The sequence below is a fragment of the Streptococcus sp. 10F2 genome, assembly GCF_054331515.2.
This window is the reverse complement of sequence record NZ_JBTGGE020000015.1, coordinates 1-22538: the sequence shown is the minus strand read 5'-3', so window position 1 is coordinate 22538 and position 22538 is coordinate 1. Positions and strand designations below refer to the sequence as shown.

21 protein-coding genes and 2 pseudogenes are annotated in these 22538 nt (G+C 40.9%); 3 read left to right on the top strand and 20 right to left on the bottom strand.

The window, feature by feature from the left end; all coding sequences use genetic code 11:
- Positions 1 to 10 precede the first annotated feature (10 nt).
- From pheS to ACXM1Q_RS04330, 19 genes and pseudogenes are all read right to left on the bottom strand, one after another.
- Complete coding sequence (gene pheS / locus ACXM1Q_RS04420; RefSeq protein ID WP_458516532.1) at positions 11 to 1057, bottom strand: phenylalanine--tRNA ligase subunit alpha; 1047 nt, start codon at positions 1055 to 1057, stop codon at positions 11 to 13.
- Between the two features lie 292 nt (positions 1058 to 1349).
- A complete protein-coding gene (locus tag ACXM1Q_RS04415) occupies positions 1350 to 2171 on the bottom strand; it encodes a DNA/RNA non-specific endonuclease (protein WP_458516530.1) in 822 nt (273 codons plus the stop codon).
- 8 nt (positions 2172 to 2179) lie between these two features.
- Positions 2180 to 2362: a DNA-directed RNA polymerase subunit beta gene (locus tag ACXM1Q_RS04410; protein ID WP_458516528.1), complete on the bottom strand. Its 183-nt coding sequence runs from the start codon at positions 2360 to 2362 to the stop codon at positions 2180 to 2182.
- The gene (gene murA, locus ACXM1Q_RS04405; RefSeq protein WP_458516526.1) at positions 2352 to 3632 is read right to left on the bottom strand and encodes a UDP-N-acetylglucosamine 1-carboxyvinyltransferase; all 1281 of its coding nucleotides are present in this window, start codon (positions 3630 to 3632) and stop codon (positions 2352 to 2354) included. Before murA ends, ACXM1Q_RS04410 begins: the two co-directional genes overlap by 11 nt.
- A gap of 62 nt (positions 3633 to 3694) precedes the next feature.
- On the bottom strand, positions 3695 to 3925 hold the full coding sequence (locus ACXM1Q_RS04400) for a DUF1146 family protein (RefSeq protein ID WP_458516548.1): 231 nt from the start codon (positions 3923 to 3925) through the stop codon (positions 3695 to 3697).
- A gap of 122 nt (positions 3926 to 4047) precedes the next feature.
- Positions 4048 to 4464, bottom strand: a complete 417-nt coding sequence (locus tag ACXM1Q_RS04395; protein WP_135035721.1) for a F0F1 ATP synthase subunit epsilon — start codon at positions 4462 to 4464, stop codon at positions 4048 to 4050.
- Between the two features lie 9 nt (positions 4465 to 4473).
- Positions 4474 to 5880 (bottom strand): F0F1 ATP synthase subunit beta, encoded by a 1407-nt coding sequence (gene atpD / locus ACXM1Q_RS04390; protein WP_135035717.1) that lies wholly within the window; start codon positions 5878 to 5880, stop codon positions 4474 to 4476.
- Positions 5881 to 5903: 23 nt separating this feature from the next.
- A complete protein-coding gene (locus ACXM1Q_RS04385) occupies positions 5904 to 6782 on the bottom strand; it encodes a F0F1 ATP synthase subunit gamma (protein ID WP_135035714.1) in 879 nt (292 codons plus the stop codon).
- A gap of 14 nt (positions 6783 to 6796) precedes the next feature.
- A complete protein-coding gene (gene atpA, locus ACXM1Q_RS04380) occupies positions 6797 to 8302 on the bottom strand; it encodes a F0F1 ATP synthase subunit alpha (protein WP_135035711.1) in 1506 nt (501 codons plus the stop codon).
- A 15-nt stretch (positions 8303 to 8317) separates the two neighbouring features.
- The gene (locus tag ACXM1Q_RS04375) at positions 8318 to 8854 is read right to left on the bottom strand and encodes a F0F1 ATP synthase subunit delta (RefSeq protein ID WP_458516522.1); all 537 of its coding nucleotides are present in this window, start codon (positions 8852 to 8854) and stop codon (positions 8318 to 8320) included.
- Complete coding sequence (atpF, locus tag ACXM1Q_RS04370) at positions 8854 to 9348, bottom strand: F0F1 ATP synthase subunit B (RefSeq protein WP_135035705.1); 495 nt, start codon at positions 9346 to 9348, stop codon at positions 8854 to 8856. The genes ACXM1Q_RS04375 and atpF overlap by 1 nt, the downstream gene beginning before the upstream one ends.
- Before the next feature lie 15 nt (positions 9349 to 9363).
- Positions 9364 to 10083 carry a F0F1 ATP synthase subunit A gene (atpB, locus tag ACXM1Q_RS04365; protein WP_458516520.1) on the bottom strand — a complete coding sequence of 240 codons (720 nt, stop codon included), beginning with the start codon at positions 10081 to 10083 and terminating at the stop codon, positions 9364 to 9366.
- Positions 10084 to 10115: 32 nt separating this feature from the next.
- Positions 10116 to 10313, bottom strand: coding sequence for a F0F1 ATP synthase subunit C (locus tag ACXM1Q_RS04360; RefSeq protein ID WP_160332693.1), 198 nt, complete (start codon positions 10311 to 10313; stop codon positions 10116 to 10118).
- Positions 10314 to 10456: 143 nt separating this feature from the next.
- Positions 10457 to 11884, bottom strand: coding sequence for a glycogen synthase GlgA (gene glgA / locus ACXM1Q_RS04355; protein WP_458516517.1), 1428 nt, complete (start codon positions 11882 to 11884; stop codon positions 10457 to 10459).
- On the bottom strand, positions 11881 to 13020 hold the full coding sequence (gene glgD / locus ACXM1Q_RS04350) for a glucose-1-phosphate adenylyltransferase subunit GlgD (RefSeq protein WP_458516515.1): 1140 nt from the start codon (positions 13018 to 13020) through the stop codon (positions 11881 to 11883). The genes glgA and glgD overlap by 4 nt, the downstream gene beginning before the upstream one ends.
- Positions 13010 to 14152: a glucose-1-phosphate adenylyltransferase gene (locus ACXM1Q_RS04345; RefSeq protein WP_458516513.1), complete on the bottom strand. Its 1143-nt coding sequence runs from the start codon at positions 14150 to 14152 to the stop codon at positions 13010 to 13012. The genes glgD and ACXM1Q_RS04345 overlap by 11 nt, the downstream gene beginning before the upstream one ends.
- 148 nt (positions 14153 to 14300) lie before the next feature.
- Positions 14301 to 16154: pseudogene (glgB, locus tag ACXM1Q_RS04340) on the bottom strand (1,4-alpha-glucan branching protein GlgB); the annotation flags it as partial.
- A gap of 210 nt (positions 16155 to 16364) precedes the next feature.
- Positions 16365 to 18098 carry a phosphoenolpyruvate--protein phosphotransferase gene (ptsP, locus tag ACXM1Q_RS04335; RefSeq protein ID WP_135035684.1) on the bottom strand — a complete coding sequence of 578 codons (1734 nt, stop codon included), beginning with the start codon at positions 18096 to 18098 and terminating at the stop codon, positions 16365 to 16367.
- A 4-nt stretch (positions 18099 to 18102) separates the two neighbouring features.
- A complete protein-coding gene (locus ACXM1Q_RS04330) occupies positions 18103 to 18366 on the bottom strand; it encodes a phosphocarrier protein HPr (RefSeq protein ID WP_135035680.1) in 264 nt (87 codons plus the stop codon).
- A gap of 309 nt (positions 18367 to 18675) precedes the next feature.
- Between ACXM1Q_RS04330 and nrdH the strand changes: the two genes are divergently transcribed.
- The 3 genes from nrdH (at position 18676) to nrdF (ending at position 22214) form a co-directional block, all read left to right on the top strand.
- Positions 18676 to 18894 carry a glutaredoxin-like protein NrdH gene (gene nrdH / locus ACXM1Q_RS04325; protein WP_135035677.1) on the top strand — a complete coding sequence of 73 codons (219 nt, stop codon included), beginning with the start codon at positions 18676 to 18678 and terminating at the stop codon, positions 18892 to 18894.
- 76 nt (positions 18895 to 18970) lie between these two features.
- Complete coding sequence (gene nrdE, locus ACXM1Q_RS04320) at positions 18971 to 21130, top strand: class 1b ribonucleoside-diphosphate reductase subunit alpha (protein ID WP_458516510.1); 2160 nt, start codon at positions 18971 to 18973, stop codon at positions 21128 to 21130.
- A gap of 124 nt (positions 21131 to 21254) precedes the next feature.
- On the top strand, positions 21255 to 22214 hold the full coding sequence (gene nrdF, locus ACXM1Q_RS04315; protein ID WP_458516508.1) for a class 1b ribonucleoside-diphosphate reductase subunit beta: 960 nt from the start codon (positions 21255 to 21257) through the stop codon (positions 22212 to 22214).
- A 235-nt stretch (positions 22215 to 22449) separates the two neighbouring features.
- Here the strand turns inward: nrdF and ACXM1Q_RS04310 are convergent.
- A pseudogene (locus tag ACXM1Q_RS04310) lies at positions 22450 to 22538 on the bottom strand (transposase); the annotation flags it as partial.

The following is a 22538-nucleotide window of genomic DNA, read 5'->3' as shown; positions in this document are numbered from 1 at the left end:
TTCATACTCCTTACTTGAACTGCTCTGAGAAGCGTTGGTCTCCCAAATAAAAACCACGAATATCATTGATTCCGTACCGCAACATGGCAATACGTTCTTGCCCTAATCCAAAGGCAAAACCGGAATATTTACTAGAATCAATTCCACTCATTTCAAGAACACGTGGGTGTACCATACCAGCCCCTAAAATTTCAATCCAACCAGTTTGTTTGCAGACATTACAGCCCTCACCACCACACTTAAAGCAGGAAACATCCACTTCTACAGAAGGTTCTGTAAACGGGAAATAGGACGGACGTAAACGAATTTTCCGATCTTGACCAAACATTTTCTGGAGAATTAATTCCAAAGTTCCTTTAAGGTCTGCCATAGAGATTCCTTCTCCTACAACCAAACCTTCAATTTGATGAAACTGATGACTATGGGTAGCATCATCTGTATCTCTACGATAGACACGTCCTGGAGAAATCATCTTAAGAGGACCGTGACTAAAATCATGGGTCTCCATGGTCCGTGCTTGGACTGGACTTGTGTGAGTCCGCAATAAAACTTCCTCTGTAATATAGAAAGTATCTTGCATATCACGTGCTGGATGGTCCTTCGGCAAATTCATACGCTCAAAATTATAATGATCAGACTCTACTTCAAATCCATCGACAATCTGATATCCCATACCTAGGAAAATGTCTTCGATTTCTTGGCTAATTTGAGTCAAGACATGGCGTTGACCACGCTTCACCTGACGTCCTGGTAGAGTGACATCAATACTTTCAGCTTCCAGCTGTTTAAGAATTCGAGCTGCTTCTAAATCCTTTGCAGCTTGATCAAATGCTTGTGTTAAGACATCACGAGCTTCATTCACATGTTTTCCAACCACAGGACGCATCTCGGTAGATAAATCCTTCATTCCTTTCAAGATCTCAGTCAAAGAACCTTTTTTACCCATGACAGAAACTCTTAGATTTTCTAACTCATGATCCAACTCACTGTTAACATCATTCAAACTGGCAAGGGTATCCGCCACCAGTTTGGACAGCTTTTCTTCAATTGTTTCCATTTTTCCTCCATAAAAAAAGCGCGTGCAAACTCACCTTAATCGGAGCGTTGACACGCGGTACCATCCGTCTTTCATCCCATCAAGGGACCTTATTTTTATTGTTCTTATGTGGGTGAATTCACCAAGCTTCCCCTGGGCAGACTCTCAGTCACGGTCTCCCTCCCTGTACAGCTTTCCCTTGGTTACTAGTCCCACGAACAAGTATTCAATTACAATTTTAGTCTATCAAAAATAGCAGTCTTTGACAAGCGAATTGCGAATTCCAACGGCAATTCACTAACTCTTTTTAAGCCTAGTTCACAAAAACTTGTCCTGTTTGGTAATCTAGCCTGATTCCTTCCTGAACATTCGGAATAAAAACATTAAATTCCAAACTTCCGTCACTGGATTTTGCCTCTAGATGAGAGCCAGATGGAACTAAATCCCATTGATTATTATAGATGACCTCAACCCGGTAACGAACACGCTTATTTTTATCTAAAGCTTTACGAACAAGGGTTTCATAATAATTTTGACCACGTCCTTGTTTTGAATTGGCCTGATTCGACCAAGCAGTTTGAACCGCTATATTGGCAGGATTACTCGTTGAAGCATCATATCCTTTCAAACCACCGACTAAGGCATATCCTAATAAGTGCCCACGATCAACAGCATGGTTATATTCTCCTTCAAGACGAAGTTGGTGCCAACCAGCTGGAGTCCATGATGTCGAGCCATTTCCAGTTTCTTCTCGGCTTTTATACTGACGTGTCGATTTAGCCAATAGCGCATTCGCCAGAGTTGGCACTACTTCACCATTCACTTCCTTGGTTTCATTTGTAGCATAGGGTTTACTAGCCACGTTGGCATTTAAATTTGTCTGATTTCCGTTCACCTCAAAAGAACCGGCTCCATTCCAAGTTAGGTCCCCCTTAAGTTGAGCTCTAACAGATTCTGTTAATACAGACTCCGCTAAAACTTGACTGGGTGCTTCTTGTGAATGTTGTATACTTTGCTGGGGGAGGGCTTCTTGGTTACTAGTTTGGTCAGATACATAATAACTCGCCAAAGCCAATCCTAAACTGACTAACACCCCTAAAGTACTAACTGCCTGTTTTTGTTTTTTTCGACCCATAGTTCTCCTTAATGAAATTTATCCATCAATTCTTTCCAAGTTGATGGGGACAAAATATCAAGAGGCTGTTTTCCCTCTCCCAAGACAGAGTAGCCTAAAAGTAAACCCAAGGCAAATAGCAAGAGGGTTAACAGAAGAAATCCTAAGATCAATAGCCACTGTCTTCGAAAACGACGCCAATTACTTTCCATTAGTAGTTCCTACTCGTTCTATGTTTGCTCCTAAAGCGGCTAACTTGCGTTCAAACTGATAATAGCCGCGATCTAAATGACTGAGTTTGCCAACTCGAGTTTCTCCCTCTGCTACTAGACCTGCTAAAATTAAGGCTGCACTAGCCCGCAAATCCGTTGACATCACCTCAGCCCCTTGTAAGGTTTGGCCACCATAAATAATAGCTGTATCCCGAAGAATATCAGAATGTAAATTCATTCGACGCATTTCTTCCAAGTGTTGAAAACGATTTTCGAAAACCGTTTCAATCATGGTCGACTCCCCTGGTGCGACAGCCATCAAGGCTGTAAACTGGGCCTGCATATCTGTTGGAAAACCTGGATGAGGCTGAGTCTTAACGGTCACCGATTTTAATTTCGAAACATCCGATTTTATACGGATACCTGCTGCCTCTTCTAGGACTTCAACCCCCATCTCCTGCATTTTTGCTAGAAGCGGGCGGTTGTGTTCCCAAATGGCATCTTCAATCAAGACATCGCCACCAGTCATGGCTGCAGCCACCATAAAGGTTCCCGCTTCAATTCTGTCCTGCACAACAGCATGTTCCGCTCCATGTAAAGACTCTACGCCATGAATAATCAAGGTTTCCGTGCCAGCACCACGAACATCTGCCCCCATAGCATTTAAGAGTAGGGATAAATCCACGATTTCAGGCTCACGAGCCGCATTTTCAATAATTGTTACCCCATCAGCTAGGGTGGCTGCCATCATAATATTCTGAGTAGCCCCAACACTTGGGAAATCAAGATAAATTGTAGCTCCTTTCAGACGATCCGCCTTCGCTTCAATATAACCTGCCTCTTGATGGATTTCCGCCCCCATAGCTTCTAATCCCTTCAAATGTAGGTCAATAGGTCGGCTACCGATGGTACAACCTCCAGGCATGGAAACCTTGGCAAAACCATTACGCGCTAAAATAGGACCCAGAACCACGATAGAAGCTCGCATTTGGCTTACATATTCATAGGGAGCTTCGCTGAGAATAGAACCCTGAGCATCCACTACAATCTGATTTAATTCCTGTTGAAAGTCGACATCAATGTTCAGACCAGAAATAACTTGAGCGAGGGTGAATACATCGGATAAGATGGGAACATTGGTAAGGGTTGTCTTACCCTCAGAAACCAGAATTGTTGCTGCTAGTAAGGGCAGAACTGCATTCTTAGCTCCTTCAATTTTTACTGTACCGGTTAGACGGTTGTTACCACCTTTTATAACAATTTGATCCATTTTTTACTCCAAAAAATCATTTTGATTTTATTCTAACACAAAAGTAGAAATAGAGGCCAAAATCACTCTGCTAGTGAACGAAGCTCCGTGCTCAATTGCACCAAGCTAAGAAAAAAGGAGGACACCAAGAACCCCAATGCAATACTGAACATCAGATGAAGTAATTGAGCTTTATGGGTATTCTCAGATGTGATGCGTAACAACTTATTCCATGCCAGTAAATCCCCCAGTAAACGATGACTTACATAAATAAAAAACAAATGACTGCAAACTGCTAAAATTTGAATATTCATGAATCCATTGTAACATAGTCTAAACCAATACTCCTTCAATTTCAAATTGAACATCGCCACGTCTCTTGAAATGACTTAGCTATGAAAAAAACAAGGCCTCGAAAGAACCTTGTTTCTTCTTATTATTTACTTCCCACATTGATTCGGTTAATAGCTCGTTGCAAGGCAATGCGTGCCCGTTGCTCCTGATCAATGGAATGTTCTGAAATAGCTTGTTCCAAAGCTGCTTCCGCACGCTTCTTAGCTCTCTCTGCTCGGCTGATATCAATATCTCGTTCACGCTCTGCAGAATCAGCAATAATCGTGATGGTATCGTCAGCTACTTCAATAACTCCTCCATTTACAGCTACCCAATCAACATGACCTTCATCATCAACTCGACGAACCTTTAGTTCATCCACCGCCAAAACGGCTAACAGATTGGTATGACCCGGAAGAATTCCAAGCTCCCCTTCGGTGGTTCGAGCCATGACAAATTGAGCATGGTGCTGATAGATCATACCATGAGGCGTTACAATTTGTACAGTCATCTGGCCCATAGTTCACCTCTAAAAGTTCATTTTCTCTGCCTTAGCGATTACATCTTCGATAGAACCAACACCCCGGAAGGCATCTTCTGGAAGATGATCGTATTTTCCGTTTAGGATATCTTTAAATCCACGGACAGTTTCCGCAACTGGAACATAAGATCCTGGCTGTCCTGTAAATTGTTCCGCAACGTTAAAGTTTTGAGAGAGGAAGAACTGAATACGGCGTGCACGCGCAACCAGTGTCTTTTCTTCATCAGATAACTCGTCCATACCAAGAATCGCAATGATGTCTTGTAGCTCATTGTAACGTTGAAGCACACGTTTCACCTCAGAGGCTACTTCATAATGCTCTTCTCCAACAATTTCTGGAGCCAATGCTCGTGAACTGGATGCCAATGGATCTACGGCTGGATAAATCCCCAATTGCACCAATTTACGTTCCAAGTTCGTTGTGGAATCCAAGTGGGCAAAGGCCGTCGCAGGAGCCGGGTCGGTATAGTCATCCGCAGGAACATAAATCGCCTGAATTGATGTAACCGAACCTTTTTTAGTTGAAGTAATCCGTTCTTGCAATTGTCCCATCTCAGTAGCCAGGGTCGGTTGATAACCCACAGCAGATGGCATCCGACCTAAAAGGGCCGACACTTCTGAACCCGCTTGGGTGAAACGGAAGATGTTATCAATAAAGAGCAAAACATCTTGTCCTTCAACATCTCGGAAGTATTCTGCGATTGTCAAGCCTGTAAGCGCCACACGCATCCGTGCTCCTGGTGGCTCATTCATTTGTCCGAAAACCATGGCTGTTTTTTCAATAACGCCAGATTCCTTCATTTCCCAATAAAGGTCATTTCCTTCACGGGTCCGCTCACCAACACCTGTAAAGACGGAAATTCCTCCATGCTCTTGAGCGATATTGTGAATCAATTCCTGGATCAAAACGGTTTTACCAACTCCGGCACCACCAAAGAGTCCAACCTTACCACCTTTTAGATAGGGAGCCAAGAGGTCAATGACCTTGATCCCTGTTTCCAAAATCTCAGTAGAGGTTGACAATTCATCAAAGCTTGGAGCTTTCTTATGAATGGGTTGACGGCTGATGTGATCTTCAATCGGCTGATCCAAATCAATGGTTTCTCCTAGAACATTGAAAACCCGTCCAAGAGTTTCTTTTCCAACTGGAACAGAAATTGGTCGACCAGTATCTAACACCTCTTGGCCACGTTTCAAACCATCTGTTGATTCCATAGCGATGGTACGTACAACACCATCTCCCAACTCAAGAGCAACTTCAAGAACAATTTTACCTGCTTGCTCTCCATCCTTATAGACCACTAAGGCATTATTAATTTCTGGTAATGGTGCATCCGTTGGAAAGACTACATCCACAACGGGTCCAATTACCTGAGCAATCTTACCTGTGCTCATGTCTTTCTCCTTTTCTTCTATCGTTATTCTAAAGCACTTGCTCCAGCAACGATTTCTGTAATTTCTTGTGTAATAGCTGCTTGACGGGCACGATTATACTGAATCGTTAATTCAGAAATGACCTTTTTAGCATTATCCGTCGCAGTCTGCATGGCTGTCATACCTGCAGCATTCTCAGCAGTTTTCGCATCGATAATAGCTCCATAAATCATACTTTCCGCATATTGTGGCAAAAGCTGATTTAAGAGCGCTTCTTTTCCAGGCTCCAAATCAAATTCTTTGGCATAACCTGTTTTAGCTTCATTTGGATCCAAATCAACAATCGGCAACATCTGCTCAACCCGCATTTGACTGGTTAAGGAGTTGATGTGATGGTTGTAGCAAACGTACAATTCATCAAACAATTCTGCCTGATACATTCCCACAGCCTTATTGATGATTTTCTGAACCTCATCAAAACTTGGCTGATCTGCTAATCCACGGAGCTCATAGATAGGCTCAATCCCACGAGCCTTAAAGAAATCTGTCCCCATTCCACCAATTGAAATGATGGCATAAGTTTCTGGATCTTCATGGTATTCTTTAATCAAATCCATCACAGCCTTCAGCACGGTTGAATTGTAACCACCAACCAAACCACGATCAGAAGTAATCACAATATAACCCGTCTTTTTGACCGGACGACTAAGAAGCATGGGATTGCTACTTCCGGATACCAACTCAGAATCTAGTAAATCCGTGAGGAGTTGTCGTACCCGTTTAGCGTACACTTGGAAATCTTTCGCAGCTTGCTCAGACTTTCCTAGTTTTGCAGCGGAAACCATTTGCATGGCATTGGTGATTTGACTCGTATTTTTAGTCGATGCAATTTTATTTTTAATTTCATTTAAAGAAACGGCCATTTCTTACCCCTTTCTTAGTTGAAATTTGTTTGATCCTTAAATTCTTGAATGGCAGCATCCAATACTTCTTCTTTTGGAAGGTCCTTGGTCATACGAATACCTTCAAAAATCTCAGGATGTTTGGCATCGAAATAATCATAAAGCTCTGCTTCAAAACGAATAATCTCATCCACAGGAATATCATCCAAGAATCCGTGAGTTAGAGCATAAAGAATCACAACTTGTTTTTCAACAGGCAGAGGCTTATGAACCGGTTGTTTCAAAACTTCAATGGTACGACGACCACGATTTAAACGAGCCTGGGTTGCTGCGTCCAAGTCACTACCAAATTTGGTAAAGGCTTCGAGTTCACGATAGGCTGCTAAGTCGATCCGGAGAGTACCTGCAACTTTTTTCATAGCCTTGATCTGGGCTGAACCTCCAACCCGTGATACAGATGACCCCGCATCAATAGCAGGACGAACACCAGAATTGAAAAGAGAATCATCCAAGAAGATTTGACCATCTGTAATAGAAATCACATTAGTCGCAATATAGGCTGAGATATCTCCTGCTTGGGTTTCAATAAATGGAAGTGCTGTAATAGATCCACCTCCAAGCTCATCTGAAACTTTCGCAGACCGTTCCAAAAGACGACTATGTAGATAGAAAACATCCCCAGGGAAAGCCTCCCGTCCTGGTGGACGACGAAGCAAGAGGGAAAGTTCCCGATAGGCAACGGCTTGTTTTGATAAATCATCATAAACGATTAAAACATGTTTCCCTTGGTACATAAACTCTTCCGCCATTGCAACACCGGCATAAGGTGCCAAGAAAAGCAATGGTGAAGGTTGTGACGCCGATGCTGACACCACAATTGTATAATCAAGAGCTCCATGCTTCCGCAAGGTTTCAACTTGTGTCCGAACGGTTGATTCCTTTTGTCCAATGGCTACATAGATACAAATCATATCTTGGCCTTTTTGGTTCAAAATAGCATCAATAGCAATAGTTGTTTTACCAGTTTGACGGTCACCAATCACCAGTTCCCGTTGTCCACGTCCAATTGGAACTAGGGCATCAATCGCCTTTAATCCTGTTTGGAGTGGTTCTGAAACGGACTTCCGTTCCATAACGCCAGGTGCCGGAGCCTCTACTGGACGCGTCCCTGAGGTTTCGATTGGGCCAAGCCCATCAATAGGACGTCCCAAAGGATCGACAACACGTCCAATCAAAGCCTCCCCTACAGGGACTTCCATGATTTTTCCAGTACGGCGTACAGTATCACCTTCACGAATATCTGTAAATTCACCAAGAATGATGATACCGACATCTTTGGTTTCCAGGTTTTGCGCCATTCCATAGGAGCCATTTTCAAAGATGAGCAATTCACCACTCATAGCCTGATTTAGACCATGGGCCCGTGCAATTCCGTCACCGATGTAGGTTACAACTCCTGTTTCGGTCACATCAAAATCTGGTTGAAAATTGTCGATTTGTTGCTTAATTAAAGCGCTAATTTCTTGTGCTTGAATCGCCAACGCTCACACCACTTTCTATTTCATTTTTTCTTTCATTGTTTGCAATTGGCGTCGAATACTTACATCAATTTGCTTATGATTAGCCGTGATAACAAAGCCACCAATCAAATCCCGATTAATGACTTGGTTTAGTTTTCGTACACCAATTCCCATTTTTTCCTGAACAAGCGGAAGCAACCTTCCTAATTGTTCTTCTGATAAAGCATAGGCCGACTCTAGGGTAACCTCAAAGGAATTGGTCTCCACTTCTAGTCGGCTTAGACTTTCTTTTAAAATAGCTTCAAGCAATTCCTCACGATGATTTTGCACCAAGACCTTCAAAAGATTATCCATTAATTCAGATCCTGTCGGCAAAATTTTCTGGAAGATTTCAGCTTTCTGCGCTTGGGGAACAGCGATATTTGTTAAAAAACTTGTAAGGTCTGTCTCTTTCACAAGGTCCAGAAGTTGATCCATCAGTGGAAAGATTTCTAGACTTTGATTTTTTTCAATCACTAATTGGACAAAGGGACTTGCATAGCTATCTACCAAGATCATTTCTTTCTTGTCCATTAGCTTTCTCCTAATTGTTTAATGTACTGATCAATCAATTCTGAATGAGCTTCTTGATTCAACTCTTTTCCTAAAATCTTAGAAGTTAGATCAACAGTTAAATCTGCTACATCTTGTTTAATACCAGCTAGAGCTTCTGCACGTTCCTGAGCAATCTCTTGACCTGCATTCTCCTTCAAACGCTGTACTTGATCCCTGGTTTCAGCAAGTAGTTGATTTTTTTGATGCTCAGCATTTTCTTTTGCAGTAGCAATAATTGCTGCCGCTTCTTCTTTGGTACCGGATAGCTGCTCTTGTCGTTCTTGCAACAAGGCTTCCGCTCGTTGTTTAGCCGCTTCTGCTTGATCAATATCCGAACTAATCTTGTCTGAGCGTTCATCTAGTACTGTTTCCACACGATTCCAAACATATTTTTTAATAAGTAGGAGAACCGCTATAAAAGATCCAGTTACTAGAATAAAGTTACCAATTAACTGTCCTAATGTAATTTCCATGGTCTATCTCCTTTCTTATTCTTCCCCATCACTAATTTTCTTACCTAAATAACTTGAGGACAACATCGTAAAGACGAAAGCTTGCATCCCAGAGATAAACAGTGAGAAAGCTGTCCAAGCCATGTTAAGCCCAAATGCAAATGGAAAGGCAATCAAATAGGCTCCGATAAGTTGTGTCAAAAGCGATACAATAACTTCACCAGAAAAGATATTTCCATATAGCCGAAGAGCCAAAGAAAGAAAATTGGTGATTTCTTCCAGAATATTCATCGGAGTCATTGCCACAGGTGTTACAAAACCTTTGACATACCCCTTAAATCCTTGACGACGAATCCCTTCCACCTGAATAAAGACAGTTACCAAGAAAGACAAACTCAAGTCATAAACTAGATTTGCTGTTGGCGAAGTCCAGAGGTTAAAGTGTTCTGGGGGAAGAGTTTCAATTTTTGTAGCCAAACCAATAGAGTTCGCTACAAATAAGAATAGGAAAAGACTAAAGAAAATAGGAAGGTAGGTCTTTACATTGGCGGCACCAATATTGTTCTGAATAACTCCAGTAACAAAATCAATCAAGGCTTCCAAGGCGCTCTGCTTCCGGTTGGGACGAATACTAAGATCTCGACTCAACCAATAGACAAAGCCAAATACCAACGCTACCGTCAAGAGAGACATGGCCAATAAAGTTAAATCAAAAACAATCGGTCCGATTGTAATTGATGGTGAATGGGATTCCACGGGTCTCTCACCTCAATTCTACAAGAATATTCTTACAAGATGAAGGCCATAGCAAGAAGTACGAAGAAAGTACCCTCGATAAAGGCAATCCCCATCAACATACTTGTTTGAAGTTTGTTATATAGTTCTGGTTGACGAGCTGCTGAACGAAGGAAGCTCGATACCAACAAACCTTCACCGATACTTACACCCATAACGGCCAAACCAAGGGCCAAAATTGATAAATTCATTTCGAATTCTCCTTTTATTTTTTGTTACCCCACTACTCTACTCCTATTCAAGTCATTTGTCAAATTTTCACAAGAGGAAAACGCTTGATTTTTTCAATGTTTTTTCAAGAAAAAAGAGGTCTATCCGACCTCTTTTCACCTTCCTACATCCAATGGTATAAATCACTATAAGATTGGCTTGCAGCCTCCCATGAAAAATCACGATGCATCGCTTCTTGGATTAGGTTATGCCACACCTCTTTTTGATTCCAATACAGGTAAATAGCCTGATCAATCGTCCAAGTCAACCAATAGCCACTGAGATTGTTAAAGGAGAATCCCGTTCCAGAGCTAGTAACTGGATTGTAGGCTGTGACAGTATCTCGCAAACCACCAACCTCATGGACAATTGGAAGTGTTCCATAACGCATAGCCATCATTTGTGACAGTCCACAAGGCTCAAAGCGACTTGGCATTAGGAACATATCACTAGCCGCATAAATTTCTTGAGCTAAGCCTGGATCAAAAGTCATAGCAGCAACCATTTTCTCTGGATAATGCTGACCAAACCAAGAAAAGGCTTGTTCAAAATTTGGGTCTCCTGTTCCTAGAACAATCACTTGCACATCACGCTGAAGAATCTGATGCAATTCTTCAACCACTACATCGAAGCCTTTTTGATAGGTCAAACGAGAAACCATCCCAATCAATGGCACTTCTGGTCGTTGAGGCAAGCCAAAACGAGCTTGAAGGGCAGCTTTATTAGCAGCCTTACCAGCTAAATCAGCAGCACTAAAATGATGATGTAAGTAGGTATCGGTTTCTGGATTATAGAGATCTGTGTCAATACCATTCACAAACCCAAAGAGTTTCCAGCTTTCATTACGAAGCAAAGAATCTAAGCCACAGCCAAACTCAAGAGTTTGAATTTCATGAGCATAGGATGGAGACACAGTTGTGACACGATCAGCAAAAGTGATACCCGCTTTCATCCAGTTCAAATCTTGTCCCCAACGCACCGCTCCATTCCAAAAATCTTCCATACCCATTCCAAATAAGTCACTGAGCATCGCTGGATTAAATTGACCTTGAAACTCCAAGTTATGGATGGTAAGAACAGTCTTAATCCCACGATAAGCCTCAATCCAAGCATATTTAGTTCGTAGAAGGAAGGGCATCATAGCTGTATGGTAATCATGTACATGGAGAATTTCAGGAATAAAATCAATCTTCTCCATCAATTCTAGTGTTGCCATTTGGAAAAAGGCAAAACGCTCACCATCATCCAAATCACCATAAACATGACCACGGAAGAAATAATATTGATTATCAATGAAATAAGTAGGAACTCCATCCCAAACCAAATATTTCACTCCAACATATTGACGACGCCACCCAAGAGAGATTTCAAAGAAACCAAGATCCTCTACTTGATCACCGAACTTAGCGTCCACGCTGTCATAGTATGGAAGAACCACTCGGACTTCGTGCCCTTTTTTAACAAGGGATTTCGGAAGAGCACCAATAACGTCTCCCAAACCACCCGTTTTAGAAAATGGAGCACCTTCTGCTGCTGCGACTAAAATTCTCATCTAATAATATCCTCTGTAATTTCTTGACCTTTTTCAATCACGATTGGATGCTCCTTACGACCTTTAACCGTTACACCAGGTGCAATTTTGGCTTCTTTATCGACAATAGCATACTCAACTCGTGCTCCTTCACCAACAACAACTCGTGGGAAAAGAAGACTATCTTTAACAAGAGCCCCAGCTTCAATACGATTGTTCCGTGAAAGAATAGACCCCTCAACCGATCCTTTAATAATACTTCCAGATGCAAATTGAGACAGGGACACTTTAGAGCCTGGAGCATAATAGGTAGGCTCTTCGTTTTTCACCTTGGTATAGACCTTTTGATTTGGACTGAAAAGAGAATTGAATTTTTGCTGGTCAATCATATCTAGATTAGCCCGATAGTAGGACTCTACTGAATAAATATTGGATACATGCCCTGTATATTCGTAGGCAAAGGCTCCAATCTCTTTAGCAAAATCACGTAGCAAATATCGAATCTTACGTGGTCTCGCTTCTTCCAATTCTTTCTCAATAGCAGAAATAAGCAGATCTGTATCGACCAAGAAGATGTCTGTTGACATATTATAGACTTCTTGTGGGAGGCTATCTTCAAACAACTCATGATCTGTGACAGTATCCTGACTTGAAATCCTCAAAATTGCATTATTATCTGCGATATCTTTAGCAGAGAGTTTTTTGTAGATAACCGTCATTTCCCGCTTGGTTGCCTGATGCAAATGGAAAACTTGACGGAGGTCCATGCTAAGAAGCACATCACTGTTCAAAATAACAGTGACATCACTACCTGACCGGCGAAGATAGGTCAACAACTGGTCATAGTACTCAGATTTAACATAATCGGAATCAGCATCCGTCGTATAAAGCCCCAAGTAATAATGACTTAAAAGAGTCGACAATCCCCACTCACGACCCGAGCGAATGTGGTCAAATACTGATGAAATATTTTCTTCTTGGAAAATCCCGTAGACACTTCGAACCCCTGCATTGGCTAAACTTGATAGTGGAAAATCAATCAGACGATATTTTCCGCCAAATGGTAGCGTAGCTAAAGGACGGTTTTCAGTCAACTTTCCCATATCATGACGGCCGACTGTGTTTACTAGAATTGCTGAATATTTATCAATCTTCATCCTTTGGTACCCCCACTACTTCGTTATAACCAACAACTTTAATTTCTTCGCTACCATCAATTTCGACGCCTTCACTAATCACAGCTCCCTCACCGATAATAGCTTTTTTAATGACTGCACCAGCGCCAATAACTGCACCACTCATAACCACGGAGTCTTCAACCACAGCTCCAGTTTTTACCTGAGCATTGGTTGAGAGAATGGAATGTTTCACCTGACCATCCACATGACAGCCATCAACAATCAAAGAATCTTCAACTGAACCATGTTCTCCAATAAAGTTTGGTGGGGAAATTAAGTTTTTAGAATAAATTTTCCATTGACGATTACGACTATCCAAGGCATTTTCTGGCGAAATGTATTCCATATTTGCCTCCCATAGAGAATCAATGGTACCTACGTCTTTCCAGTAGCCTTCAAATTCATAAGCATAGACACTTTCTCCAGACTCAAGGTAGGCAGGAATCACATTACTTCCGAAATCGGACATTTCAACAGAACCTTTTTCCGCAGCTACTAAAATATTACGGAGACGTTTCCAGTTGAAAATATAGATTCCCATAGAAGCTTTGGTAGTTTTTGGATTCTCGGGTTTTTCTTCAAATTCAATAATTCGATTATTGGAGTCCGTGTTCATGATTCCGAAACGACTAGCCTCTTTAAGAGGAACATTTAAGACGGCAACCGTTAGACTCGCATTGTTATCTTTGTGGGCTTGCAGCATCTTGTCATAATCCATCTTGTAGATATGGTCCCCTGAAAGAATCAAGACATATTCTGGATCAATACTATCGATATAATCAATATTTTGATAGATAGCATGACTGGTTCCTTCAAACCAACGATTTCCTTCACTAGCTGAATAAGGTTGGAGAATGCTCACGCCCGTGTTAATACCATCTAGCCCCCAACTTGAACCATTTCCGATATGGGTATTCAAGGCTAGAGGTTGATACTGGGTAATAACCCCGACATTCTGAATACCCGAATTAGCACAGTTTGAAAGAGCAAAATCAATAATACGATAACGACCACCGAACTCAACAGCTGGTTTGGCGATATTTTTTGTTAATTTCCCCAAACGTGTTCCTTGCCCTCCGGCTAAAATCAAGGCCAACATTTCATCTCTCATTTAGATTTCCTCCTTATTCGATTATCTCAGACGATTCCACAACAACTTCTGAATCTACTTCACTTTCTGACGATCCATCAATCGATAGTTCCTCCGAAAGAAGTTCTGATTCACTCCATTCCGACACAAGCTCCTTTTCTTCTTCAAATTTGGCTTTCATTTTCCAAATGATAGCTCCCATAGCTGGTAAAGTAAAACTCAAAGTCTGCTTATAGTTCTTCCATTTACCAGCTTTCGTAGCTATATCTGGATGATGTTCTAACCAAGAACCACCCCATTCTTGGAGTTCTGTATTCCAAATTTCTTGGTAAAGACCTGGATTAGGAACACCAATGGTAAAGTTTTGCCGTTCAACTGGTGCCATATTGAACACACAGATCAATTCTGAACCTTCATTGTTCTTACGAATAAAACTTAAAACAGTCTCATCTTTATTATCTGCATCAATAATCTCAATGCCATCATAAGAATCATCAATATCCCAAAGAACAAATTCGTCCTTGTAGAGACGATTGAGTTCTACTGTGAATTTTTGCATGCGACCATTCAAATCATCTTCTAAATCATGCCACTCCAGAGGTTCTTGCGATTTCCACTCCAAGAACTGTCCCCACTCACTTCCCATAAATAGAAGCTTCTTACCCGGATGACACATTTGATATGTATAAAGATTCCTTAGACTGGCAAATTGATTGTAACGATCCCCCCACATTTTATGCATAAGGCTCTTTTTCCCATGAACGACTTCATCATGAGAGAAAGGTAAGATATAATTTTCCTTAAATACATACATGAAACTAAAAGTCACGAGATTGAATTCATATTTCCGATAGATGGGATCCATTTCATAGAAACGTAAAATATCATTCATCCAGCCCATGTTCCACTTGTAGTCAAAACCAAGGGACTCCTCTCCAGCGCCAGTAATCTGAGTATAGCTGGTTGCTTCTTCTGCAATCATCATAACTTCTGGATGATATTTCTTCATGATGGCATTTAATTTTTTGAGGAAGTGAAATCCTTGATAATTAAGGTTGCCACCATCTTCATTCGGTGTCCATGGGCCTTGATCATAATCCAAGTAAAGCATATTGCTGACCGCATCTACCCTAACACCATCTAAGTGGAAAGTCTGAACCCAATAATTAATACTAGAAATCAAGAAAGACTGAACATGGGGCTTCCCTAAATCAAAGTTAAGAGCTCCCCATCCATAATTGTGTGCTCGATGATAATCTTGGTATTCATAAGTGGGGGTTCCATCATAATAAGCCAGAGCATCATCATTAATCGTGAAGTGACCGGGAACCCAGTCAACAATGACCCCAATATCTTCCAAGTGACAGGCTTCTACAAAATCTCGAAACTCTTCAGGTGTTCCATAAGACTGATCCAACCCAAAATATCCCATCAATTGGTATCCCCAACTCTCCGCTAAAGGATGTGTCATCAAGGGCATAAACTCAACATGAGTATAATTCATCTCCTTCAGATAAGGAATCAGTTCTTGCTGTAAATCCTTAAAGGTATAAGGTTCTCCATCTAAATGCTTTCTCCAAGAACCCGCATGCACTTCATAAATAGAAATTGGTCTACCCTTGAAGCCCATCGCCTTTCGCTGCTCCAACCAATCCTGATCATGCCATTCTTTTTCTGGCATGGTATAAATCTTTGCGCTTGTTCCTGGTCGCTTTTCAAAAACACGGGCCATAGGGTCAATTTTATCCACCACTTGCCCGCCTAGTCGTTCTACTTGAAATTTATAGAGACTCCCTTCCTGAGCAAGATTGGTCCAAGCTTCCCAAACCCCAGCTTCATTCTTGACCATGGGAATTCGATTTTCTTGCCAATTTGTAAAGTCTCCAATGACATATACCCTTTGGGCATTTGGCGCCCAAACCCGAAAGCTATAACCATCATTTTCACGATGAACACCCAGGTAGTCTTGAAGATTATAGTTCTCCCCAATCCCAAAAGTCCACATAGCTTCACGATAATCCATACGACCACCCTCTCCGTCTTGTAAGCGCTTTTTTATAAGAATATTCTACTATATTTTAAATGATTTCTCAAGTTATTATACAATAATTTTAGGAAAAACAAAACAATTGTCTGAAAACAATCAATTGTCATTTTCCTGTTTTCAAAAAGGAAAAGTAAAGAAAAACTGGACCAAGGAAAAACCAAGGTCCAGTTTCAATATTAGAGTTAGTTAGTCAAAATCGACGTATTCTTTTTGAAGCTCAAGAACTTCTTCAGCTGTTCCACACTCTGTCAAAGCACGGTTAGCCATTTCTTGCATTTTAGCAGTGTCCAATTTCTTCATCAGACTACGCGTACGAAGCACAGAAGTCGCACTCATCGAAAACTCATCCAAGCCCATTCCTACAAGAAGAGGAACAGCTTGTTGATCTCCAGCCATTTCTCCACACATACCAGCCCATTTACCTTCAGCATGAGCTGCTTTAATGACGTTATTAATCAAACGAAGAATTGATGGGTTGTATGGTTGATACAAGTAAGAAACTTGTTCATTCATGCGGTCTGCCGCCATCGTATATTGGATAAGGTCATTCGTTCCAATAGAGAAGAAATCAACTTCCTTAGCAAATTGGTCTGCAATCATGGCTGCCGCAGGAATTTCAATCATAATTCCGACTTGAATATCATCAGCTACTGCTACACCCTCTGCCAACAAGTTAGCTTTTTCCTCATCCAAGATTGCTTTTGCAGCACGGAATTCAGAAAGAAGAGCCACCATCGGGAACATAATCCGTAATTTACCATGAACAGACGAACGAAGAAGAGCCCGCAATTGTGTACGGAACATTTGATTTCCAGTTTCTGAAATGGAAATACGTAGAGCACGGAAACCAAGGAATGGGTTCATTTCATTTGGAAGATCGAAGTAAGGAAGCTCTTTATCTCCACCGATATCCATTGTCCGAACCACAACTGGTTTCCCGTTCATACCTTCCAAAACAGCTTTATAAGCTTCATATTGCTCATCTTCTGTTGGGAAGTCTTGTGAGTCCATGTAAAGAAACTCCGTCCGATAAAGACCAACAGCTTCCGCACCATTATCATTAACCCCTTCAACATCTTTCGGAGTACCGATATTGGCTGCTAGTTCAAAGTGTTTGCCATCAGCTGTCACAGTCTGAGCATCTTTCAAAAGAGCCCATTCTGCTTTTTGTTCTGCATAAGCACGGCCAGCTGCTTCGAATTCAGCAATAACTTCTTCTGACGGATTAATCACCACTTCACCTGTGATACCGTTAACAGCTAATACATCACCGTCTTTAACAATTTCAGTAATGTTATTAGTTCCAAGTACCGCTGCAATTTCAAGGGTGCGGGCCATGATCGCAGAATGGCTTGTACGTCCACCAATGTTCGTTACGAAAGCCTTAACAAATTCTTTATTCAATTGTGCTGTATCAGATGGAGTCAAATCATGAGCAATCACAATCGCTTCTTCATCAATAGCCGCTGGATTTGGCAAACGAACACCTAACAAGTGTGAAAGCACACGTTTGGTTACATCACGAATATCTGCAGCACGCTCTTGCATATATGGATTGTCTTCCATGTTTTCAAAGAGAGTGATGAACATATCTGTCACTTCTTTTAGTCCTGCTTCCGCATTGACTTTCTTAGCACGAATGGTTTCTTTAATTTGACCAATCATTTCTGGATCAGCCAATACCATCAAGTGGGCATCAAAAACTTGTGCTGCTTCTTCTCCAAGACTATCTACTGCATTCGTACGAATAAAAGAAAGCTCGTTTTGAGAAGCCTCTAAAGCCACATCTAAACGAGCCTCTTCTGCATTCGTATCTTCAACTGAAACTGTCTCAAAAGACAAGTCTGGTTGGACAAGTAGATATGCCTTAGCAACAGCAACACCATCAGACGCTGCAATTCCTTTAAGCATATTTGTCATCTCCTTATGCCAAACCTTCTTTTTCCATTGTTTCTGAGATAGCTGCGATGGCATCGTCAGCATCAGCACCTTCAGCGGAGATTGTTACATCAGCACCCTGACCAACACCAAGGCTCATAACACCCATGATTGATTTCAAGTTTACTGATTTACCTTTGTAATCCAAGGTGATATCTGAAGCAAATTTGCTTGCTGTTTGCACTAAAAGTGTTGCTGGACGTGCGTGAATCCCTGTTTCTGCTACAATGTGAAAATCTTTAGAAGCCATAGTGACTCTCCTTTTAAATTTATTCTTAGGTTTTTGATAACCCTTACAATTAAGAATTATATCACTAGTCTTGGTTTTTTTCAAGAAAAAATTGTCGCTTTCAGAAAAAACGACTTTTTTCACTCTCAAAAGAAAAAGATAACACAAGATTTTGATAGAGAAAGAATCGCTATCCTTGATATAATCAAGATAAAAAAACACAAACCACTATATCTTGTATACTGAGTGTTTATAAGCACAAAATATTGACAAAACTCCCACTTTCCCCTATACTATTTTCATACTCAAAAATGAGAAGGAGGTCCCCTTGTGGTAACAGTTTATTCAAAAAATAACTGCATGCAATGCCGCATGACTAAGAAATTCTTAGATGATCATCATGTGTCTTACAAAGAGATAAATCTAGACCTTGAACCTGAACACATTGATACAGTCAAACAAATGGGCTTTGCGACTGCTCCAGTCATTGTTTCACCAGTAGGAAACTTTGCTGGATTTCAACCAGGCCGACTAAAAGAATTAGCTTAATAAATAGAGGCAGGGACTAGCGCCCTGCCTCCTCGTTTTGAATAAAATCACCTGTCCATTTGAAAGGAGAACCCTCATGGGTCTTAAAGATTTAGAAAATGTATCTTATTTTCGTTTAAATAATGAAATCAACCGTCCAGTGAATGGACAAATTATGCTCCATAAGGATAAAGAAGCTTTGGAAGCCTTCTTTAAAGAGAATGTCTTCCCCAATACCCGACAGTTTTCTTCTATTACTGAAAAGATTAACTACCTTATCCAGGAGAACTATCTCGAAGAACTCTTTATTCAAAAATACCAGCCAGCTTTCATCGAAGAACTCTACCAATTTATTTTGGAGCAAAAATTCCAATTCAAATCTTTCATGGCCGCTTACAAATTCTACAATCAATACGCTCTTAAAACTAACGATGGGAATGAATACTTAGAAGGAATGGAAGAACGAGTGCTCTTCAACGCCCTCTACTTTGCGGATGGAAATGAAGAGATCGCCAAAAATATTGCTAATGAAATCATTCATCAACGCTATCAACCTGCTACACCAAGTTTCTTGAATGCTGGTCGGGCCCGTCGAGGAGAGCTAGTCTCTTGTTTCTTAATTCAAGTAACAGATGATATGAACTCTATCGGTCGTTCCATCAACTCGGCTCTTCAACTCTCTCGTATTGGTGGTGGAGTCGGTATCTCCCTCAGTAATCTCCGAGAAGCCGGTGCTCCTATCAAAGGTTATGAAGGAGCAGCTTCTGGAGTTGTACCTGTCATGAAGCTTTTCGAGGATAGCTTCTCCTACTCTAATCAATTAGGACAACGTCAAGGAGCTGGAGCAGTCTATCTCAATGTCTTCCACCCAGATATTATTCAATTCCTCTCCACTAAAAAAGAGAATGCGGATGAAAAAATTCGGGTTAAAACACTGTCCTTAGGAATTACTGTTCCTGATAAATTCTATGAGTTAGCTCGTAACAATGAGGAGATGTACCTCTTTAGTCCATACTCAATTGAAAAAGAGTACGGAGTTCCCTTTAGCTACCTAGACATCACAGAAAAATATGATGAACTAGTCGCAAATCCACGTATTCGTAAAACTAAAATTAAAGCCCGCGATTTAGAAACTGAAATTTCTAAACTACAACAAGAGTCTGGCTATCCTTATGTCATTAACATTGATACTGCCAATAAGGTTAATCCTGTAGATGGAAAAATCGTTATGAGTAATCTTTGCTCCGAGATTCTCCAAGTTCAAGAACCAAGTCTCATTGATGACGCTCAAAACTATGTTCACTTAGGAACGGATGTCTCTTGTAACCTCGGTTCTACAAATGTGGTCAATATGATGACTTCCCCTGACTTTGGAAAATCCATCCGTACAATGACACGTGCACTCACTTTTGTCACAGACTCCTCTAACATCGAAGCTGTGCCGTCAGTGCTAAACGGAAACCGCCAAGCCCATACTTTTGGACTTGGAGCTATGGGACTTCACTCCTACCTCGCTCAAAACCACATCCATTATGGATCAGAGGAGTCTTTAGAATTCACTAATATCTACTTCCTCTTAATGAACTACTGGACTTTAGTAGAATCCAATGTTATTGCCCGTGAACGAGGCCAAGTTTTTACCAATTTTGAAAAATCAAAATACGCCGATGGCAGTTACTTCGATAAATATTTGGAAAAAGACTACCAACCAAAATTGGACAAGGTAAAAGAACTCTTCAAAGATATTTTTATCCCAAGTAAAGCAGACTGGCAAGCTCTGAAAGAGGCTGTTATGAAAGATGGACTCTATCATCAAAATCGATTAGCAGTTGCACCAAATGGTTCTATTTCCTATATCAACGATGTTTCTGCATCCATCCATCCTATTACCCAACGGGTTGAGGAGCGTCAGGAAAAGAAAATCGGTAAAATTTACTATCCAGCTGCCGGTCTTTCAACAGACACCATCCCTTATTACACCAGCGCCTATGACATGGATATGCGTAAAGTCATCGATGTCTATGCTGCCGCTACAGACCATGTCGATCAAGGTCTCTCTTTGACCCTCTTCCTCCGCAGCGACATTCCTAAAGGACTCTACGAATGGAAAAAAGAAACCAAACAAACCACTCGTGATCTCTCTATTCTACGAAACTATGCTTTCAACAAAGGAATCAAATCCATCTACTATATCCGTACCTTCACCGATGATGGAGCTGAAGTTGGAGCCAACCAATGTGAAAGCTGTGTTATCTAATCTTATTGAAAATCAACAGCTAAATCTCTGCATCCTCTTTTCTGGAACTACAGTTCTCCTACCATCGGATTGCTTTTCTAGCTACTGATTTTCTTTTGAATCAATCATTTCAAAAGGAGTAAGCATGCAAACCTACTACGAAGCCATAAACTGGAACAATATCGAAGACGTTATCGATAAATCAACTTGGGAAAAATTAACCGAGCAATTTTGGTTGGACACTCGGATTCCTCTCTCCAATGATTTGGATGATTGGCGAAAACTGTCTGCCCAAGAAAAAGACTTGGTGGGTAAGGTCTTTGGTGGATTAACACTTCTCGATACCATGCAATCTGAAGCTGGTATTGAAGCTCTCCGCCAAGATGTTCGGACTCCTCATGAAGAAGCTGTCTATAACAATATTCAATTTATGGAATCCGTTCACGCCAAGTCTTACTCTTCTATCTTTTCAACTTTAAATACAAAAGCTGAAATCGAAGAAATCTTCGAATGGACTAACACAAATCCCTATCTCCAAAAGAAGGCTGAAATCATTAACAAAATTTATGAAAGTGGAACAGCACTTGAGAAAAAAGTAGCCAGTGTTTTCTTGGAAACATTCCTCTTCTATTCAGGATTTTTCACTCCTCTCTACTACTTGGGTAACAACAAACTTGCCAATGTTGCAGAAATTATCAAGTTGATTATTCGGGATGAGTCTGTTCATGGAACCTATATTGGTTACAAATTCCAATTAGGATTTAAAGAGCTATCAGATGAAGAACAAGAAACCTTCAAAAACTGGATGTATGACCTCCTCTACACCCTGTATGAAAATGAAGAAGCCTATACACGCTCCTTATATGATACTGTAGGGTGGACTGAGGAAGTCCTTGTATTCCTCCGATACAACGCTAATAAAGCCCTTATGAATTTGGGACATGATCCTCTCTTCCCAGATACAGCTGATGATGTCAACCCCATCATTATGAATGGAATTTCCACTGGAACTTCCAACCACGACTTCTTCAGTCAAGTCGGAAATGGTTACCTACTTGGTGAAGTTGAAGCCATGGAAGACGATGACTACCTTTATGGACTCTAATTAGACTAGAAAAAGAGTCTGGGACAAAAAGGACTGATTAACAAAAAAGGATTAGAGATCGCAATAATTTCTAATCCTTTTTGTTAGCCCTAAAATCAAAGAAACAGCGAACTAAATGTACCGCTGTTTCTTTGATTTTTAAGGTTAGCCTTAGTAAAATATAGTCATTTAGTTTTTAAATAGTATGTTATTGCATCAATTATAGAGTCCATTTTACGAAGTAATTCTGTAACTGATTTTTTTAAAATAGCCCAGCTTTTTTCAATAGGATTTAATTCTGGAGAATACGGTGGTAGAGGTAAAAAGAAATGACCAGCATAGATA

Bases quoted from the DNA above. Each gene is read 5' to 3' on its own strand.
- pheS (WP_458516532.1), bottom strand. From the start codon at position 1,057: ATGGAAACAATTGAAGAAAAGCTGTCCAAACTGGTGGCGGATACCCTT.
- ACXM1Q_RS04415 (WP_458516530.1), bottom strand. From the start codon at position 2,171: ATGGGTCGAAAAAAACAAAAACAGGCAGTTAGTACTTTAGGGGTGTTA.
- ACXM1Q_RS04410 (WP_458516528.1), bottom strand. From the start codon at position 2,362: ATGGAAAGTAATTGGCGTCGTTTTCGAAGACAGTGGCTATTGATCTTA.
- murA (WP_458516526.1), bottom strand. From the start codon at position 3,632: ATGGATCAAATTGTTATAAAAGGTGGTAACAACCGTCTAACCGGTACA.
- ACXM1Q_RS04400 (WP_458516548.1), bottom strand. From the start codon at position 3,925: ATGAATATTCAAATTTTAGCAGTTTGCAGTCATTTGTTTTTTATTTAT.
- ACXM1Q_RS04395 (WP_135035721.1), bottom strand. From the start codon at position 4,464: ATGGGCCAGATGACTGTACAAATTGTAACGCCTCATGGTATGATCTAT.
- atpD (WP_135035717.1), bottom strand. From the start codon at position 5,880: ATGAGCACAGGTAAGATTGCTCAGGTAATTGGACCCGTTGTGGATGTA.
- ACXM1Q_RS04385 (WP_135035714.1), bottom strand. From the start codon at position 6,782: ATGGCCGTTTCTTTAAATGAAATTAAAAATAAAATTGCATCGACTAAA.
- ACXM1Q_RS04375 (WP_458516522.1), bottom strand. From the start codon at position 8,854: ATGGACAAGAAAGAAATGATCTTGGTAGATAGCTATGCAAGTCCCTTT.
- atpF (WP_135035705.1), bottom strand. From the start codon at position 9,348: ATGGAAATTACATTAGGACAGTTAATTGGTAACTTTATTCTAGTAACT.
- ACXM1Q_RS04360 (WP_160332693.1), bottom strand. From the start codon at position 10,313: ATGAATTTATCAATTTTGGCCCTTGGTTTGGCCGTTATGGGTGTAAGT.
- glgA (WP_458516517.1), bottom strand. From the start codon at position 11,884: ATGAGAATTTTAGTCGCAGCAGCAGAAGGTGCTCCATTTTCTAAAACG.
- glgD (WP_458516515.1), bottom strand. From the start codon at position 13,020: ATGAAGATTGATAAATATTCAGCAATTCTAGTAAACACAGTCGGCCGT.
- ACXM1Q_RS04345 (WP_458516513.1), bottom strand. From the start codon at position 14,152: ATGAGAGATGAAATGTTGGCCTTGATTTTAGCCGGAGGGCAAGGAACA.
- ptsP (WP_135035684.1), bottom strand. From the start codon at position 18,098: ATGACAAATATGCTTAAAGGAATTGCAGCGTCTGATGGTGTTGCTGTT.
- ACXM1Q_RS04330 (WP_135035680.1), bottom strand. From the start codon at position 18,366: ATGGCTTCTAAAGATTTTCACATTGTAGCAGAAACAGGGATTCACGCA.
- nrdE (WP_458516510.1), top strand. From the start codon at position 18,971: ATGGGTCTTAAAGATTTAGAAAATGTATCTTATTTTCGTTTAAATAAT.
- nrdF (WP_458516508.1), top strand. From the start codon at position 21,255: ATGCAAACCTACTACGAAGCCATAAACTGGAACAATATCGAAGACGTT.